The 16,811-nt window shown below is 52.9% G+C and carries 12 protein-coding genes; 2 read left to right on the top strand and 10 right to left on the bottom strand.

The window, feature by feature from the left end; all coding sequences use genetic code 11:
- Nucleotide 1: 1 nt before the first annotated feature.
- Genes napA through napF form a run of 3 tightly spaced genes read right to left on the bottom strand, consistent with a single transcriptional unit; the run spans nucleotide 2 to nucleotide 3,229 of the window.
- Nucleotides 2-2,488: a nitrate reductase catalytic subunit NapA gene (napA, locus tag P2W74_RS07725; RefSeq protein ID WP_276294564.1), complete on the bottom strand. Its 2,487-nt coding sequence runs from the start codon at nucleotides 2,486-2,488 to the stop codon at nucleotides 2-4.
- Nucleotides 2,485-2,748 carry a chaperone NapD gene (napD, locus tag P2W74_RS07720; protein WP_276294563.1) on the bottom strand — a complete coding sequence of 88 codons (264 nt, stop codon included), beginning with the start codon at nucleotides 2,746-2,748 and terminating at the stop codon, nucleotides 2,485-2,487. The genes napA and napD overlap by 4 nt, the downstream gene beginning before the upstream one ends.
- Nucleotides 2,738-3,229, bottom strand: a complete 492-nt coding sequence (napF, locus tag P2W74_RS07715) for a ferredoxin-type protein NapF (RefSeq protein WP_276294562.1) — start codon at nucleotides 3,227-3,229, stop codon at nucleotides 2,738-2,740. The genes napD and napF overlap by 11 nt, the downstream gene beginning before the upstream one ends.
- Nucleotides 3,230-3,638: 409 nt before the next feature.
- Here napF and eco point away from each other — a divergent pair, with 409 nt between their 5' ends.
- Nucleotides 3,639-4,136, top strand: a complete 498-nt coding sequence (gene eco / locus P2W74_RS07710; RefSeq protein ID WP_276295145.1) for a serine protease inhibitor ecotin — start codon at nucleotides 3,639-3,641, stop codon at nucleotides 4,134-4,136.
- Between the two features lie 50 nt (nucleotides 4,137-4,186).
- On the opposite strand, the gene mqo is transcribed toward eco, so the two are convergent.
- The 7 genes from mqo to P2W74_RS07675 form a co-directional block, all read right to left on the bottom strand.
- Complete coding sequence (mqo, locus tag P2W74_RS07705) at nucleotides 4,187-5,842, bottom strand: malate dehydrogenase (quinone) (protein ID WP_276295144.1); 1,656 nt, start codon at nucleotides 5,840-5,842, stop codon at nucleotides 4,187-4,189.
- A gap of 154 nt (nucleotides 5,843-5,996) precedes the next feature.
- Nucleotides 5,997-7,433 carry a magnesium transporter gene (mgtE, locus tag P2W74_RS07700; protein WP_203360615.1) on the bottom strand — a complete coding sequence of 479 codons (1,437 nt, stop codon included), beginning with the start codon at nucleotides 7,431-7,433 and terminating at the stop codon, nucleotides 5,997-5,999.
- A gap of 180 nt (nucleotides 7,434-7,613) precedes the next feature.
- Nucleotides 7,614-9,257, bottom strand: coding sequence for a multidrug ABC transporter permease/ATP-binding protein (locus P2W74_RS07695; RefSeq protein WP_276294561.1), 1,644 nt, complete (start codon nucleotides 9,255-9,257; stop codon nucleotides 7,614-7,616).
- Nucleotides 9,258-9,326: 69 nt separating this feature from the next.
- Nucleotides 9,327-9,983: a DNA oxidative demethylase AlkB gene (gene alkB / locus P2W74_RS07690; RefSeq protein ID WP_276294560.1), complete on the bottom strand. Its 657-nt coding sequence runs from the start codon at nucleotides 9,981-9,983 to the stop codon at nucleotides 9,327-9,329.
- Nucleotides 9,983-11,047 (bottom strand): bifunctional DNA-binding transcriptional regulator/O6-methylguanine-DNA methyltransferase Ada, encoded by a 1,065-nt coding sequence (ada, locus tag P2W74_RS07685; RefSeq protein ID WP_276295143.1) that lies wholly within the window; start codon nucleotides 11,045-11,047, stop codon nucleotides 9,983-9,985. Before ada ends, alkB begins: the two co-directional genes overlap by 1 nt.
- Nucleotides 11,048-11,120: 73 nt before the next feature.
- Nucleotides 11,121-12,173, bottom strand: a complete 1,053-nt coding sequence (gene apbE, locus P2W74_RS07680) for an FAD:protein FMN transferase ApbE (protein WP_276294559.1) — start codon at nucleotides 12,171-12,173, stop codon at nucleotides 11,121-11,123.
- A gap of 115 nt (nucleotides 12,174-12,288) precedes the next feature.
- The gene (locus P2W74_RS07675) at nucleotides 12,289-13,383 is read right to left on the bottom strand and encodes a porin OmpC (RefSeq protein ID WP_276294558.1); all 1,095 of its coding nucleotides are present in this window, start codon (nucleotides 13,381-13,383) and stop codon (nucleotides 12,289-12,291) included.
- A gap of 743 nt (nucleotides 13,384-14,126) precedes the next feature.
- Between P2W74_RS07675 and rcsD the strand changes: the two genes are divergently transcribed.
- Nucleotides 14,127-16,796: a phosphotransferase RcsD gene (gene rcsD, locus P2W74_RS07670; protein WP_276294557.1), complete on the top strand. Its 2,670-nt coding sequence runs from the start codon at nucleotides 14,127-14,129 to the stop codon at nucleotides 16,794-16,796.
- Nucleotides 16,797-16,811 lie beyond the last annotated feature (15 nt).

The raw sequence follows: 16,811 nt of genomic DNA, 5'->3' as shown, positions 1-16,811 counted from the left end.
ATTACACCTTCGCCAGTTTCACTGCGCACTTCTTGAAATCCGTCTCTTTGGAGAGAGGATCCGTCGCATCCAGCGTCAGGTTATTCACCAGCTGCGCGGCATCGAAGAACGGCATATACACCAGTCCCTGCGGCGGGCGGTTACGTCCACGCGTTTCGACAATCGAAATCACCTCACCACGACGGGAGACGACTTTCACTTTGTCGCCACGGCGCAGATCACGGGCTTTCGCATCCAGCGGATGAATGAACAGCACCGACTCCGGGAACGCACGGTGCAGCTCAGGCACACGACGCGTCATACTGCCGGTGTGCCAGTGTTCCAGCACACGACCGGTAGAAAGCCACAGGTCGTACTCTTTATCCGGCGCTTCCGCTGCGGGTTCAAACGGCAGCGCGAAGATCACCGCTTTGCCATCCGGCTTGCCGTAAAACTTATAGCCTTCACCCGCTTTCACGTACGGATCGTGGCCTTCGCTATAACGCCACAGCGTCTCTTTCCCATCGACCACCGGCCAGCGTATACCGCGTGCTTTGTGATAATCATCGAACGGGGCGAGATCGTGACCGTGTCCGCGACCAAACCAGGCGTACTCTTCAAACAACCCTTTTTGCAGATAGAAACCCAGCTCGCGGGATTCATCATTGAGCTGATCTTCCGCCAGCTCTGTCAGTGGGAATTGACTTACCGCAGGGGTAGCGAACAGCACGTCATACAACGTTTTACCGCGCAGTTCCGGTTTCTGCGCCAGCAGCGCTTCCGGCCAGACCTCTTCAGTTTTGAAACGGCGTGCGAACTGTACCAGTTGCCACAGGTCAGATTTCGCTTCACCCGGCGCTTTAATCTGCTGACGCCAGAACTGGGTACGGCGCTCGGCGTTGCCATAAGCCCCTTCTTTTTCAACCCACATCGCCGTCGGCAGGATCAGGTCGGCAGCCAGCGCGCTGACGGTTGGGTAAGGATCGGAGACGATGATGAAGTTGCGCGGATCGCGCCAGCCCGGCATACGCTCTTCGTTGATGTTCGGTCCGGCCTGCATGTTGTTGGTACACATCGTCCAGTAGACGTTCAGCTTGCCGTCTTTCAGCGCACGGTCCTGCGCCACCGCGTGCAAACCGACTTTCGCCGGAATGGTGCCCGCCGGGATCTGCCAGTGTTTCTCACAGATGTCACGGTGCTTCTCATTGGTCACCACCATATCCGCAGGCAGACGGTGGGAGAAGGTTCCCACTTCACGGGCGGTACCACAGGCGGAAGGCTGACCGGTCAGAGAGAACGGACCGCAGCCAGGTTGCGAAATTTTACCGGTCAGCAGGTGCAGGTTGTAGACCAGATTGTTGGCCCACACACCGCGCGTGTGCTGGTTAAAGCCCATCGTCCAGTAGGAGATGACTTTCTTCTTCGGATCGGCATACAGCTGCGCCAGCTGTTCCAGCTGATCTTTCGGCACGCCGGTCATTTCAGCGGTTTTCTCCAGCGTGTACTCCGCGACAAATGCTTTGTACTCGTCAAAGCTAATCGGCTCAGAGGCGTCGGAACCCGGGTTTTTCGCCGCTTTCTCCAGCGGATGGGTCGGACGCAAACCGTAGCCGATGTCCGTCGCCCCTTTGCGCAGGTTGACGTGTTTGCTGAAGAAATCCTGATTAATAGCGTCGTTCTGAATAATGTAATTCGCGATGTAGTTGAGGATCACCAGATCGGTTTGCGGTGTGAACACCATGCCGTTATCGGCCAGCTCAAAACTACGATGCTGGAACGTGGACAGCACGGCCACGCTCACATTGGGATCGGACAAACGACGGTTGGTAATGCGCGACCACAGAATCGGGTGCATCTCCGCCATATTGGCGCCCCAAAGCACAAACGCGTCGGCCTGTTCGATATCGTCATAGCAGCCCATCGGCTCATCCATACCGAAGGTGCGCATAAAGCCCACCACCGCCGACGCCATACAGTGGCGCGCGTTCGGATCGATGTTATTAGAGCGGAAACCGGCTTTGAACAGTTTCGCCGCCGCGTACCCTTCCCAGACAGTCCACTGGCCGGAACCAAACATACCTATCGCTTCTGGCCCTTTCTCTTTCAGAGAGGTTTTGAATTTCTCTTCCATGATGTCAAAGGCCTGGTCCCAGCTAATCGGGGTAAACTCGCCTTCTTTATTAAACTTGCCGTCTTTCATACGCAGCATCGGCTGCGTTAAACGGTCTTTTCCGTACATGATTTTCGGCAGAAAGTAACCCTTGATGCAGTTAAGCCCGCGGTTAACTGGCGCTTCAGGATCGCCCTGACACGCCACAACGCGCCCCTGCTGAGTCCCCACCAGCACGCCGCAGCCCGTTCCGCAAAAACGGCACGGTGCTTTGTCCCACTTGATGGCTTCCTGCTGACCGACCACGGCGCGGGCAACGCCCGGCACGCTTAGCCCGGCAGCCGCCGCAGCGGCCGCAACGGCGTTAGCTTTCATAAAGCTACGACGACTGAGTTTCATGGTGTTTCCTCACCTTGCTCATCCTGCTGGTGATAAACCAGCGACACCGCCAGCACGCCCGCAACGTTGCGTACCGACTCAATTGTTTGCATCAGCGTTTCGCTGTGTTCTGCTTCTACCACCACGATCAGCTGACCGCTCTCCACATCGCTGAGGGCGACTTCGCAGCCAGAAAACTGCTGTAATTGCGCGCTGATATCGGTGATATGCTGGCTTTTCGCCTGAACGATCAGGCTACAAACCTGCCAGTTAGTGTGCATGGTTGTACTCCGCATTAATGGCTGACACCGGGCAACTGGCGACACACGCCCCGCATCCACTGCATGCCTGATTGTTAAGTTGCGGTTGATAAATGCCCGACAGCGTGGGGCGAAACGTGATAGCCATAGGTTCACAGCTATCCTGACAGCGATGGCACTCAACAGACTGATATGCCAGGCAATCTTGCCCAAGGGTAAAATTCAGATCCCAGGCCCTGGTGTGGCGCGGAAGAAAAAGAGATTCGGTACAGGCTTGCGCGCAGGCATAACAAAAGCTGCACTCGCCCTGTTTGAAATTTACGCTCGGGTAGCCGCCCTGGCCTCGCTGCAGAATGTCGTTCTCGCACGCCTGGATGCAGGCGTCGCAACGGATACAATTAGCCAGAAAGTGTGAAATTTCCCCGCTCCACGGCGGACAGATCCCGTTGCTGGCTTTGCGCCAGGCGCCTGTCAATATGCTGCGACGGGATAAATCAACCATGACATTGTCCTTCCATAACGACGCTCACTCAGGGGAATGAACGACAATAAAAACCGCACTTTTTATGAGTCGTTATTTTTAGGTGTACGATATTTCAGGATGTGATCGAGGTGCATACCCCGATGGGGGTAAATGCTGTTGCCGGATCAAAAGAGTGTCGGATTGCCGTGAGGTAATGTGCTTTTGCTCACATTTCAGTAGGTTATCTTTCAACCACCAGCTGCAAACACAAAAACAGAGATTTATCTTATTTAAATTATTCATATCAGCATATAAATCTGGATTATGAATAAACCACTCATCAATACACTTAAAATATAAGTAAATTTAGATTAATAAGAATTGTGAATGTGTTACGCTGCGAAAAATCGTTCATAAACGAGAAAAAGGAAATAGTGTGAACAATAAAATGAAGACCCTCGTTCCTGCGGTACTGTTAGCCGCTTTCGCCAGTACTTCTGCATTGGCAACCCCGCAAGAGACGAATTCTCAGCCGCTGGAAAAAGTCGCGCCGTATCCGAAGGCCGAGAAAGGCATGAAACGTCAGGTTATCCAACTCACGCCTGAACAAGATGAATCGACCCTCAAAGTAGAGTTACTGATCGGTCAAACGCTGGAAGTGGATTGCAACCAACATCGTCTTGGCGGACAACTGGAAAGCAAAACCCTGGAAGGCTGGGGCTACAACTACTACGTCGTCGACAAAGTCACGGGCCCAGCTTCAACCATGATGGCCTGCCCGGAAGGCAAGAAAGAGAAAAAATTCGTGACCGCCTATTTGGGTGATGCCGGGATGCTGCGCTACAACAGCAAACTGCCTATCGTGGTCTATACCCCTGAAAACGTGGAAGTGAAATACCGTATCTGGAAAGCGGACGAAAACATTCAGAACGCTGTAGCGCGTTAATGCACTTCTTTCAGAGATAAAAAAACCTGCCGAGGCAGGTTTTTTTTATTTTACAGCGCGATATCCGCGACCTCTTTACGCTCTGGCTGAGCCTGAGGTTTCAGTTGCGGTTGCGGCGCAGCGTCCGCCACCTGCGGCTTGTCATATTTCAGACCCAGCACTTCGCTGGTGTACTGCAACTCTTGTTCCGTCGCCTCAACGTTACCGTTCAGTTTTGTTCCGTATGACGGCACAATCGTTTTCAGCTTCGCCTGCCATTGCGGACTGGTGACTTTATCTTTAAACACTTTTTCCATCAGATGCAGCATGATCGGCGCCGCTGTTGATGCACCCGGTGACGCGCCCAGCAGCGCCGCAATGGTGCCGTCTTTGTCGCTTACCACTTCGGTGCCCAGACGCAATACGCCACCTTTGTCTGCATCACGCTTGATGATCTGCACACGCTGACCCGCCTGCCACAGACGCCAGTCTTCTTTCTTCGCCTGCGGATAGTACTCTTTCAGCGCCTCAAAACGGTCGTCATCACTTAGCATGACCTGGCTCATCAAGTATTTCACCAGATCAAAGTTGTCCAGCCCCACATTAACCATCGGCATAAAGTTCGATGTCGTGGTTGAACTCATCAGATCCCACAGCGAACCGTTTTTCAGGAATTTGGTCGAGAAGGTCGCAAATGGCCCAAACAGCACGACACGTTTGCCGTCCAGTACACGGGTATCGATATGAGGTACGGACATCGGCGGCGCGCCGACAGAAGCCTGACCGTACACTTTCGCCAGATGGCGATTCACCACATCCGGATTATCCGAGACGAGGAACTGACCGCCCACCGGGAATCCGGCATAGCCATCAGCTTCCGGAATTCCGGACTCCTGCATCAGTTTCAGCGCCGCACCACCCGCGCCAATAAAGACAAACTTCGCTTTGATGTCGTGCTCTGCTTCACCGTTTTTCAGATCGGCAACGGTGACGGTCCAGGAGTTATCCGCGTTGCGCTTAAAGCCACGAACTTCCGTGCTCACTTGCAGCGCAAAGTTTGGTTTTTTCTGTAAAGAAGCGATCATCTGACGGGTAATTTCACCGTAGTTCACGTCAGTACCGATTTCAGTACGCGTGGCGGCCACTTTCTGTTTCGGATCGCGCCCTTCCATTACCAGCGGTGCCCACTCTTTGATCTGCGCGTGATCTTCGGAGTAACGCATACCACGGAACAGGCTGCTTTGCTGGAGCGCCGCATAGCGGGCGCGCAGGAAGTTTACGTTCTCGTCACCCCAGACAAAGCTCATGTGCGGAACGGTCGTGATAAAGGAACGCGGATCGTGGAGTACGCCGCTGTTGACCTGATGCGCCCAGAACTGGCGAGAAATCTGGAAGGATTCGTTGATGTCGACGGCTTTTTCAATGCTGATGGAGCCATCGGCTTTCTTCGGCGTGTAGTTCAGCTCCATGAGTGCGGAGTGCCCTGTCCCGGCGTTGTTCCAGCCGTTTGAGCTCTCCTGCGCAACGCCATCCAATCGCTCGACCATGGTCATGGACCATTCCGGTTCCAGCTCTTGTAGATACGTCCCCAGGGTGGCGCTCATAATGCCGCCGCCAATCAACAGTACATCCGTCTCTTGCTCTTCGGCCGCTTTCGCTTGTGCTGCCACAGAGACAACATTCAGCCCCACGGCCAGGGTGAAGAGCATGGCCGTCGCTTTTTTCATCATGTTAATGCCTTACTTTGAGTATCGCTTTTGCTTTTCGCAGGTGAAAATCAATCGGCATTAACGTTAACATTTAAGTCATAAAATTTAAATATTGTTTATAAATTATATTAAAATTTTAAAGTTATTGTTGAATATTTGAATATTTATCAACCTAAAGGAGGAAAATCGTCGCCAGTCCCAGAAAAATGAAGAAGCCGCCAGTGTCCGTTAGCGCCGTGATCATGACGCTGGAGCCCACCGCCGGATCGCGCCCGAACTTCAGCATCGTCATGGGAATGATGACCCCCATCAACGCGGCGACCAGCAGATTGAGCACCATGGCTAACGTCATCACCGCCCCCAGCGCCATATCGTCGTAAAGCCACCAGGTCACGCCCCCCATGATCCCGCCCCAGACCAGGCCATTGATCAACGCGACGCCCATCTCGCGCAGGATCAGGAAGGTTAAATTCCCCGGCTGAATATGCTGCAACGCCAGCGCCCGCACGATCATAGTGATGGTTTGATTCCCGGTATTCCCCCCGATCCCGGCGACGATCGGCATCAGCGAGGCCAGCGCGACCAGTTGCGAAATGGTGTGTTCAAAACCATCAATCACGCGGGAGGCGATAAACGCAGTACACAGATTGATCGCCAGCCACGCCCAGCGGGTTTTCACCGCTTTCGTGACCGGGGCAAAGACGTCTTCCTCCGCGCTTAATCCCCCCATGCGCCGCAAATCGGTATCCGTTTCTTCGTACACCACATCGACAATTTCATCGATGGTTAAGCGGCCCATTAACTTACCGGATGTATCCACCACCGCGGCGCTGACCAGGTTGTCACGCTCGAAGGTACGCGCCGCATTCTCGGCTTTGTCTTCCGGGGCGAAGGTCATGGGGTCATCATCCATGACCTCACTCACCTTTTTCTGCGCATCGTTGAGCAAAATACAGGTTAACGTCAGCTCGCCGACGAGCGTTTTTTTCCGATTGATAACAAAGAGTTTATCGGTGTTTTCCGGCATTTTTCCCAAACGGCGTAAATAGCGCTGCACCACTTCTAAGGTCACGTCCGGGCGCACCGTAATGACTTCGAATTCCATGATCGCGCCAACGCGATTTTTCTCGTAGTGCATGACCTGGCGAACGCGGGCGCGTTCCTCCGGCGGCAAGGTCGCCAGCAGCCGCCCGGTGAGATTACGCGGCAAGTGCTGCACCAGATAAATCTGTTCATCGATGTCGAGATACTGCAACGCATCCAGCAGCGCGCGGTCGGTCATTTCGTCAATCAAATCGTCCCAGACGTTTTCTGAGGCTTCAATCAACACTTTGCCGCGTTTTTCACTTTCAACCAGTCGCCACAGCGCGTGACGCTCTTCGGAAGGCAACGCTTCCAGGGTATCGGCGAGATCGGCAGGCGGCAGGTGAGCGACCAACGCCCCTACCTCAGCAATATCGTCGGATAACGTACCGACGTCATATTGCTCAGCCAGGGTGAGTTTGCCTAACAGGGTGGAAATAACGGCTTTATCAGTGGTCAGCAACCAGATGAGGCGGGCACGCTCTTCATCACGTTGCCTGGCGGTATTTTTCGTTGTTACGGTCATTAGTTATAAATCCAGATTATGGAATGCCAGTAAGGATGGCCCCCAAAAATGTAAATAACAATAAACGGTCAACGTGGTTGGATAAAAAAGCGGCGTTATACAGGGGATAGACGGCCCGATACGCGTAGCGCCATCGGGCAATTAGGCCGGATGAGGCTACGCCTTATCCGGCCAACAAGGTCAGGCAGTACGCGCTACCGCATCGCGTGACGCGGCGTCACGTTCATCACCCACCAACTCGCTAAGCTGTCCATTGCGCATTTCGAGCAGACGGTCGGCGTGAATAAAGTAGTGATCATCGTGGCTGATGGCAAAAATGGTTTTTCCCATTTCCTGCATTAGCGGCAGCAGCACCTGGTAGAATTCGCGGCGGAAATGCGGATCCTGATCGGCGGCCCACTCATCCAGCAGGATGATGTCACGCTCTTCTGCCAGCGCCAGCAGCAGCGCCACGCGTTTTTTCTGCCCTTTTGACAGCTTCAGGTTCAGAATACGCCCATCGCTTAACTCGAGTTTGTGCGCCATTTTCAGGTGCTCAAGCCACTTCTGCACCAGCGCGGGATCGGCAGGTTTTCCTTCCGGCCCCAGCAACTGATCAAACAGCCAGACATCGGTAAATACTGCGGAAAAGAGCTTACGATAGTCTTCAGGTTTATCCACCGGGACCGCTTCGCCATCCAGCAGAATTTCGCCGGATTGCGGCTGGTATAACCCGGTCAACAACATCGCCAGCGTCGATTTTCCGCTCCCGTTGCCGCCAATCAGGAACAGCAGCTCCCCCCGATGAAGGGTCAGATTGACCGGCCCCACCGAAAACGCGTTGTCCTGGTAGTGGAACATGACATTACGCAACTCCAGCGTTTTCCAGTTCGGGAATGCTTTAGGGCGTGGGAATTCAGCTTTAAACGGCGCCAGAGAAAATTTATTGAGCTTATTGAACGCCACCTGAGCGGTGAGCAATGTCGGGAGCGCCCCCACCGCAGATAACAGCGGCGTACGCAGAAAAAGTAGCGTCAGAGAGTAGGTCGCGGCCACATTAGTGTCTGCCCAACCGAGGCTATTTGCCATCCAAAAGACCAGACCAATCGCCCCCAACATCATGATATTCGACCAGTTGACGGCACTGAGATGGAAAGTGTCAGCGCGAATAATGTGGTGACGATACTCTTTGGCATCCGGCACATACAGCTGGTTAAAAATATGTTCCGCGCGCTCACGGTTCAGGGTCAGCTCTTTACGCCCTTCCAGCACGGTCTGATAGTCGTTATACAGTTTGTCTTCCGTTTCGCGCAGCGTCGCCATATGTCTGTAAACCCGCGCCACCAGCACGAATCCGCCCCAGATGGTGATCGCCACCCAGATTGCGGTGACCAGCAACATTTTGGTTGAGAGCATGGCGAGGTAGGCGGCAGAGCCGAGGGTCAGGATGATGCCCTGCACCAGTTCAGGCAAGCGCACAAACGCAATGGTGATGTTGCGGATATCGCTGGTTAAGCCTGCGAGCAACGAGGCACTGCCCAGTTGTTCGATGCGTTCAACGCGGGTATCCAGAATGCGTTTGATAAACTCGCTGCGCAGACGGTAGACAAAATGGTGTCCCAACGTCGTCAGCGCCAGCTGTGATCCAAGCGTCACCACCATCAGCAACAACAGCAATCCGAGAAATTCCGGTAATACCATCAGCGAGACGTCGACCGTTTCGATCAGACGCTGATTAATAAACGCAATCAGCCCGATTCCCAACGCAGCACTGGCGAAGCTGAGCGCCATGACGCTGATAAATGGCCAGCGATACTGCCGCCAGACAAGAAGAAGAAGTTCCATGCAGACAACCCGGACAAGTAATGACAGCCCGCAGTTTAAACATCTCAACGCCGACAGCAATAATAATTCTTATTTTAATTCCCTTTTACCCGCCTGCCGGAATGTCAGATTGTAGCGACAGTCGGCGGTCAGAGGATGGAATCCCGATTTAAGCGGTTGTATACCATGATAAAATAGTCGAGATTCACCGCCCCAGACCACAACGTCGCCATGCTCCAGCAAGAGCCGTTTTAACGGGTCATTGCGGTGCAAACCACCAAACTGGAAGACAGCGGGCAACCCCAGAGAAACCGAGACAATCGGCGCTCGCAGGTCGGGTTCATCTTTATCCTGATGCAGCGACAGCTTCGCCCCCGGCGCATAACGGTTGATCAGACAGGCGTCAGGCATAAAGTCAGGGTAACCTGCCGCCGTTGCTGCCTGTTGGCACAGGCTGGCGAAAGCCTCAGGCAATGGCGGCCAGCGTTCGCCCGTCAACGGGTCGACGGGCGAGTACAGATAACCATGCTGATCGGTGGTCCAGCCCAGCGGGCCGCAGTTGGTCATCGCCACTGACATGGTGTACCCACCGGGTGTGACCATATGGCGAAACGGTGACTGGCTGGCAATGGCCACAATGTCCTGCAGCAATCTCTGCGCCGCGCTGAAAGCAAAACGACGCAGGATTACCGCGCCGGGCGCCAGCGGCTCTTGCCAGGGCTCAGCGTCTGCAAACAGATCCAGCATCAGGACTCCTCACGTTGCGTCTCGCGCCTGAGCAGTTGCGCCTTACGCGCCACGCCCCAGCGATAGCCGGAAAGCGAGCCATCTCCCCGCACCACACGATGACAGGGGATCACAATCGCCAGTTTATTTGCCCCGCAGGCGCTGGCAACGGCACGGACCGCTTTCGGTTTTCCGATGGCGTTGGCGAGTTGCTGATAGCTGACCGTTTCGCCGCACGGAATGGCGCGCAGGGCCTGCCAGACCTGTTGTTGAAATGCCGTCCCCTGTATGTCCAGCGGTAAGGGCAGCGGCGTGTTGCGGGCGTTGATGCTGGTAATCACCTGCTGTACCCGTTGCTGAAAATGCGCATCAGCAGGCTCATCACGTGCAGCAGGAAACATCTCATGCAGACCGGCGATAAGCCCGGCATCGTCGTCGCCTAGCAGGATCGCGCAGATCCCGCGTTCGCTTTCCGCCACCAGGCAGCGGCCCAACGTACAGTCCGCCATCGCATAGCGAACGGCGACCTTGTCGCCTCCTTTGCGAAACTGCTTCGCCGTCATGCCTAACGTTTCATCGGCTTTACGGTAGTAACTGCTGCTGTCAGGATAACCGGCATTGAGGACCGCCTGCGTTACCGCCTCCCCTTTTGCCAGCGCATCACGTAAACGGCGGGCACGGTAAGACTGCTGCCACGCTTTCGGGGTCATTCCCGTGGTCGCTTTAAACAAACGATGTAAATGAAACGGACTCATGGCAACATCCTGCGCCAGAGCCTCTAACGTAATGGGCGTATCCTGTTCCAGCAAATGGCACGCGCGGGTGATTTTATCCAGCCGCTGTTGATGGGCGTTTTCTTGGTCTGGCTGGCAACGTTTGCAGGGACGGAACCCTGCGGTCAGCGCTTCACCGGCATCCACGAAAAAACGGACGTTTTTACGCAGGGCATGCTTCGCCCGACAGGAGGGTCTGCAGAAGATCCCCGTCGTCGTCACCGCAAAGACAAACTGACCGTCGGCATTGGGATCCCGTTCCACCACCGACTGCCAGCGTTGATCATCGTTTACTCGTAAGACATTTTTCATCATGGACTCCTTCGGTAAGCATAGTGCTTAGTGTGTCCACAAACCATCGAACGAAAACCCGCAATCTTGCTTTTTAATTTTTCTCGCTGATGAGGAAGCCCTGGAACTGCGGAGACATCCAGGTCTTAAAGCCGTCGCCTTCTTTGACGATCATGTAAACGGCCAGTCCTTCACGGCGAACCACCTCTTTCGCTTTTTCCGCGCCGAGCACCATCAGTCCGGTATCCCAGCCATCGGCTTCCAGCGCCGTCGGGGCGATCACCGTCACCGACACCAGGTTGTGCTCAATAGGGCGTCCGGTTTGCGGATCAATAACATGAGAGACGCGTTTGCCGTCCAGTTCATAATAGTTGCGATAGCTGCCGGACGTGCTGATGCCATGCCCGTTGATATCGACAATCGCCTGTACCGCATTTTCCTGGTCAGTCGGTTTTTGGATAGCCACCCGCCACGGATGCCCTTCGGCATTCATTCCACGACTGCTCAGCGCGCCGCCGACAGAAACCAGATAGCGAGAAATGCCTTCCTGCTCCATCAGATGCGCCAGGTGATCCGCCGCGTATCCCTCGCCAACGGTGGAGAGGTCAATGTACAAATCCGCGATATCTTTTTGCAGATACTGTTGCCGCGCCTGATCGATAACCGTCAGATGGTCCAGTCCTGTTTTGGCTTTTGCGACGTTAATCTGTTCCTCAGTTGGGATCTTCACCGGCTGTTGATCCGGGCCAAAGCCCCACAGATTGACCAGCGGGCCGACGGTAATGTCCATCGCGCCGTCCGTTTTCGCACCAATACGCAACGCGGAGGTGACAATATCAGCCATCGCTTCACTGACGGGCCAGGGCGAGAGACTTTGCGACTGGTTAAAGCGCATTAATGCGGAGTCATTTTTATAGGTAGAGAGCAGTTGATCGTCAGCATTCAATTGGGTCTGAATCCGGGCCTGTAGCTCCTCGAGGTGTTTGGCGTCGACGCCCACAACACTGACGCGCCAGAAGGTTCCCATCGTTTTACCTTCCAGCACCTGCACCTCGGGAACCGGCTTCACCGGTTTTGGGGTGTTATCGCACCCCACAAAAAAGATCGTGGCAGCCAGCAGGACTGCCCGAAAAGAAGTCATTTCCATACGTGATTATCCTCATGCGAACGGGCGCAAGAGTACACCAAAAACCGTGATTTGTACGCCGGAAAAAAGGCATTAAAAAAGGGCCCGCAGGCCCTTTGGTCGACAAAACCGACAATTAGAACTGGTAAACCAGGCCCAGAGCGACGATGTCATCGGTGCTGATCTTAGCATCGTTGGTAAAGCGGTTGTCATCCAGCAGGTTGATTTTGTAATCAACATAGGTGGACATGTTTTTGTTGAAGTAGTAAGTCGCGCCAACATCAACATATTTCACGATGTCCTGATCGCCGTAACCACGGCCCAGGTCTTTACCTTTGGACTGCAGGTAGGCAACGGACGGACGCAGACCGAAGTCGAACTGGTACTGTGCAACCACTTCGACGTTCTGTGCTTTGTTAGCCCAACCCAGATCGCCAGTGCGAGTCGCGTTGTAAGTCTGGGTATATTGTGCAGCCAGGTAAACGTTGTTGGCGTCATATTTCAGACCACCGGTATAGGTTTCAGCGCGATCGCCGGTACCGATATAGGTGCCGTCGTTCTGATCATGGGTACGGTTAGAGCCAGAAACCGCAGCACCGATACCGAAGCCTTCACCGATATCATAAGTGATAGAACCGCCAACGCCTTCGTCGTTTTGTCTCAGAGCATCGCGACCGTTGTTAGTCTGGTCTTCACCATCTACACTGCCGTTTTTACCCTGATACTGAATGGCGAAGTTCAGGCCATCAACCATACCGAAGAAGTCAGAGTTACGGTAGGTCGCGAAGCCGTTACCACGCTGTTGCATGAAGTTGTCAGAACCGTAGGTGTCGCCGCCGAATTCCGGCAGAACGTCGGTCCAGGAGGTCACGTCGTAAACCACACCGTAGTTACGACCGTAGTCGAAAGAACCAGCATCACCGAATTTCAGACCGGCAAACGCCACACGGGTCCAGGAATCATTTTGGTTTTCAGAGGTGTTACCCTGAATCTGGTATTCCCACTGGCCGTAACCGGTCAACTGGTCATTTACCTGGGTTTCGCCTTTGAAGCCGAGACGCATGTAGGTCTGATCGCCATCTTTGCTGTTGTCATCGGAGAAATAGTGCAGACCGTCGACTTTACCGTACAGATCTAATTTGTTGCCGTCTTTGTTATAAATTTCAGCCGCATTCGCGGTACCCGCTACCAGCAGAGCCGGTACCAGGAGGGACAGTACTTTAACTTTCATTTTATAAACCCTCTGTTATATGCCTTTATTTGCTTTTTTTATTGCCACTGCATACTGGTTAACCCTCATTAACCAGTCGGCAACTTCATTCTCCTCAAAATGACAGAATAATCCAACACGAATATGATACTAAAACTTTTAAAATGTTTCATTTATCGGCATAGATGTTTCGAAATGTTAATTCAATGGAACTTTTTTTAAATCGGGAAATGATAAAAATAAGCACGAATTAACAAGATGCATTAACTTTTACTTTAAAAACAATTAATTACATCAATAAAATTCATAGCACTGAATGACAAAACAAAATATTCGCCGATCACTAAAATAAAAACGCTATCATCATTAACTTTATTTATTACCGTCATTCATTTCTGAATGTCTGTTTACCCCTATTTCCGCCGAATGCACTGCATTCGGTTTTTTTTTACCCTTCTTTACACTGTTCCCCTCCACGTTGTGCTATCACGTAAAAAAGAGTCACGGAAATTCAGCGTTTACTTCTACACACACTCAGGATTAACGCCAAAAATATTATCTTGATATTTAATGCTACATTTTTCAGTATTTTCCTAAATATGTGTACCCCGTTTTATGCGATGTACACATTTATACAGAGAGAATAGATATCCCTCAGGCAGACGGAAATGCAGCGTCTGTAAGAGGCGAGAGTCTGGAAATTCACACATTACCCTTTATACTGCCCTATCCCCTTTCGCCTTGTTAACAGGTCATAAACACGAATGCGTCAGACTGACACAACGGTTTCTACCCGATTCTCCCTTCTGCCGGGAAGCATTACCCGTTTCTTCTTATTACTGATCATTGTGTTGCTGGTGACGATGGGTGTTATGGTGCAAAGCGCCGTGAATGCCTGGTTGAAAGATAAGAGCTATCAGGTTGTCGATATCACCCACGCGTTGCATAAAAGGGTCGATACCTGGCGCTACGTAACGTGGCAAATTTATGACAACATCGCCGCAACGGCTAACCCTTCAACGGGGGAAGGTCTGCAAGAAACGCGGCTGAAACAAGACGTCTATTATCTGGAGAAACCGCGTCGTAAGACCGAAGCCCTCATTTTTGGCTCCCATGACAGTTCAACGCTGGAAATGACCCAGCGTATTTCAACCTATCTGGATACGTTGTGGGGTGCCGAGACAATACCGTGGTCCATGTATTATCTGAACGGGCAGGACAACAGCTTAATCCTCATCTCCACGTTGCCGCTGAAAGATCTCGCGTCCGGCTTTAAAGAGTCGACCATTGGCAATATCGTCGATTCGCGACGCGCGGAAATGTTGCAGCAGGCGAACGCGCTTGATGAAAGAGAAAGCTTCTCTTCTCTGCGTCATCTGACGTGGCAAAACGGGCATTACTTTACGTTACGCACCACCTTTAACCAACCCGGACATCTGGCGACCGTGGTGGCATTCGATCTGCCGATTAACGATCTGATCCCGCCCGGCATGCCGCTGGACAGCTTCCGTCTTGAGCCCGACGCCACGCCAACGACCGTGCATAATAATGAAAAAGAGTCGCCAGACAGCGTCAGCATCAGTTTCAACAGCGCTAAAATTGAGATTTCATCAGCCCTGAACTCAACGGACATGCGTCTGGTTTGGCTGGTGCCTTTCGGGACGCTGTTGCTTGATACGCTGCAAAATATCCTGCTGCCGCTGCTGCTCAATATCGGCCTGCTCGCGCTGGCGCTGTTTGGTTATACCACCTTCCGCCACCAGCCAGGCCGCTCGACGGACGTTGCCCCCAATACCGCGGCAAATAATGAGCTGCGTATTCTGCGCGCAATTAATGAAGAGATTGTCTCCCTGCTGCCGCTCGGTCTGTTGGTTCATGATCAGGAAGCCAATCGGACGGTGATCAGCAATAAAATTGCCGATCATCTGCTGCCACACTTAAATTTGCAGAACATCACCAGCATGGCGGAACAGCATCAGGGGATTATTCAGGCCACCATCAATAACGAGCTGTATGAAATTCGCCTGTTTCGTAGCCAGATTGCGCCGCGCACCCAGATCTTTATCATCCGCGATCAGGATCGCGAGGTGCTGGTGAATAAGAAGCTTAAGCAGGCACAGCGGTTGTATGAGAAAAACCAACAGGGTCGTGCCGCATTTATGCAGAATATCGGCGCAGCGTTGAAAGAACCGGTACGCTTGCTGGCGCTTAACGCCGCCGCATTGAATACCCCTGACAGCCAAAAACTGGCTAATCAGGCCGATGTACTGGTACGTATGGTGGATGAAATCCAGCTCGCGAACATTCTGGAGAATGATAGCTGGAAGAGTGAACCGACGCTGTTCTCTATTCAGGCGCTGATCGACGAAGTCGTGCCGGAGGTCCTGCCGGTGATTAAGCGCAAGGGTCTGCAACTGTTGATCAATAACCATCTTAGCGCCAGCGACGAACGCCGCGGCGATCGCGACGCTCTGCGCCGGATCTTGCTGCTGCTCATCCAGTACGCCGTCACCACGACCCAGATTGGCAAAATCACCCTTGAAGTTGATCAGGACGAGTCCGCGGAAGAACGTCTGACCTTCCGCATTCTGGATACCGGCGAAGGTGTGGCGCCTAATGAAATTGATAATCTGCACTTCCCGTATATTAATGAAACGCAGGGCGATCGTTACGGCAAAGCGAACCCGCTCACCTTCTGGTTGTGTGACCAGCTAGCCCGCAAACTCGGCGGTCATTTGAACATCAAAACGCGGGAAACGCTCGGTACGCGCTATACCGTCCATGTTAAAATGACGCCGCACGACCAACATGCTGAAGTCGAAGAGCGCCTGCTTGATGACGTTTGTGTGATGGTTGATGTCACCTCTAACGACGTGCGCAACATTGTGGTTCGCCAACTGGAAAACTGGGGCGCGACGTGCCTCACTCCGGACGAACGGCTGGTAAGTCAAGAATATGATCTCTTTTTAACAGATAATCCGTCTAATCTTACTGCCTCAGGCTTGCTTTTAAGCGATGATGAGTCAGGCGTGCGAAAAATCGGTCCTGGCCAACTGCGCGTCAACTTTAATATGAGCAATGCTATGCAGGAAGCTGTCTTACAACTTATCGAAGAGCAACTGGCGCAGGAAGAAATCCCTGAGTCTCCTCTGGGAGGAGATGAAAACGCCGAACTTCATGCCAGCGGTTATTACGCGCTATTTGTAGACACAGTACCGGATGATGTTAAGAGGTTGTATACTGAGGCGGCAACCAGCGATTTTGCTGCGCTGGCCCAAACGGCCCACCGCCTGAAAGGGGTGTTTGCCATGCTTAATCTGGTACCCGGCAAGCAGTTATGTGAAACGCTGGAACATCTTATTCGTGAGAAAGATGCTCCAGGTATAGAAAAATACATCAGCGACATTGACGTTTACGTCAAAAGCTTGCTGTAGCAAGGTAGCCCAATA

Source organism: Citrobacter enshiensis, from assembly GCF_029338175.1.
In the GTDB taxonomy this organism is placed as follows: domain Bacteria; phylum Pseudomonadota; class Gammaproteobacteria; order Enterobacterales; family Enterobacteriaceae; genus Citrobacter_D; species Citrobacter_D enshiensis.
The sequence above is the reverse complement of the archived record's forward strand: the minus strand, read 5'-3'. Positions and strand labels throughout refer to the sequence as shown.

What these genes read in the sequence shown, in the direction of transcription:
- napF (WP_276294562.1), bottom strand. Translation starts at nt 3,229, where the DNA reads ATGGTTGATTTATCCCGTCGCAGCATATTGACAGGCGCCTGGCGCAAA.
- mgtE (WP_203360615.1), bottom strand. Translation starts at nt 7,433, where the DNA reads ATGACCGTAACAACGAAAAATACCGCCAGGCAACGTGATGAAGAGCGT.
- eco (WP_276295145.1), top strand. Translation starts at nt 3,639, where the DNA reads ATGAAGACCCTCGTTCCTGCGGTACTGTTAGCCGCTTTCGCCAGTACT.
- alkB (WP_276294560.1), bottom strand. Translation starts at nt 9,983, where the DNA reads ATGCTGGATCTGTTTGCAGACGCTGAGCCCTGGCAAGAGCCGCTGGCG.
- ada (WP_276295143.1), bottom strand. Translation starts at nt 11,047, where the DNA reads ATGAAAAATGTCTTACGAGTAAACGATGATCAACGCTGGCAGTCGGTG.
- rcsD (WP_276294557.1), top strand. Translation starts at nt 14,127, where the DNA reads ATGCGTCAGACTGACACAACGGTTTCTACCCGATTCTCCCTTCTGCCG.
- P2W74_RS07695 (WP_276294561.1), bottom strand. Translation starts at nt 9,257, where the DNA reads ATGGAACTTCTTCTTCTTGTCTGGCGGCAGTATCGCTGGCCATTTATC.
- mqo (WP_276295144.1), bottom strand. Translation starts at nt 5,842, where the DNA reads ATGAAAAAAGCGACGGCCATGCTCTTCACCCTGGCCGTGGGGCTGAAT.
- napA (WP_276294564.1), bottom strand. Translation starts at nt 2,488, where the DNA reads ATGAAACTCAGTCGTCGTAGCTTTATGAAAGCTAACGCCGTTGCGGCC.
- apbE (WP_276294559.1), bottom strand. Translation starts at nt 12,173, where the DNA reads ATGGAAATGACTTCTTTTCGGGCAGTCCTGCTGGCTGCCACGATCTTT.
- napD (WP_276294563.1), bottom strand. Translation starts at nt 2,748, where the DNA reads ATGCACACTAACTGGCAGGTTTGTAGCCTGATCGTTCAGGCGAAAAGC.
- P2W74_RS07675 (WP_276294558.1), bottom strand. Translation starts at nt 13,383, where the DNA reads ATGAAAGTTAAAGTACTGTCCCTCCTGGTACCGGCTCTGCTGGTAGCG.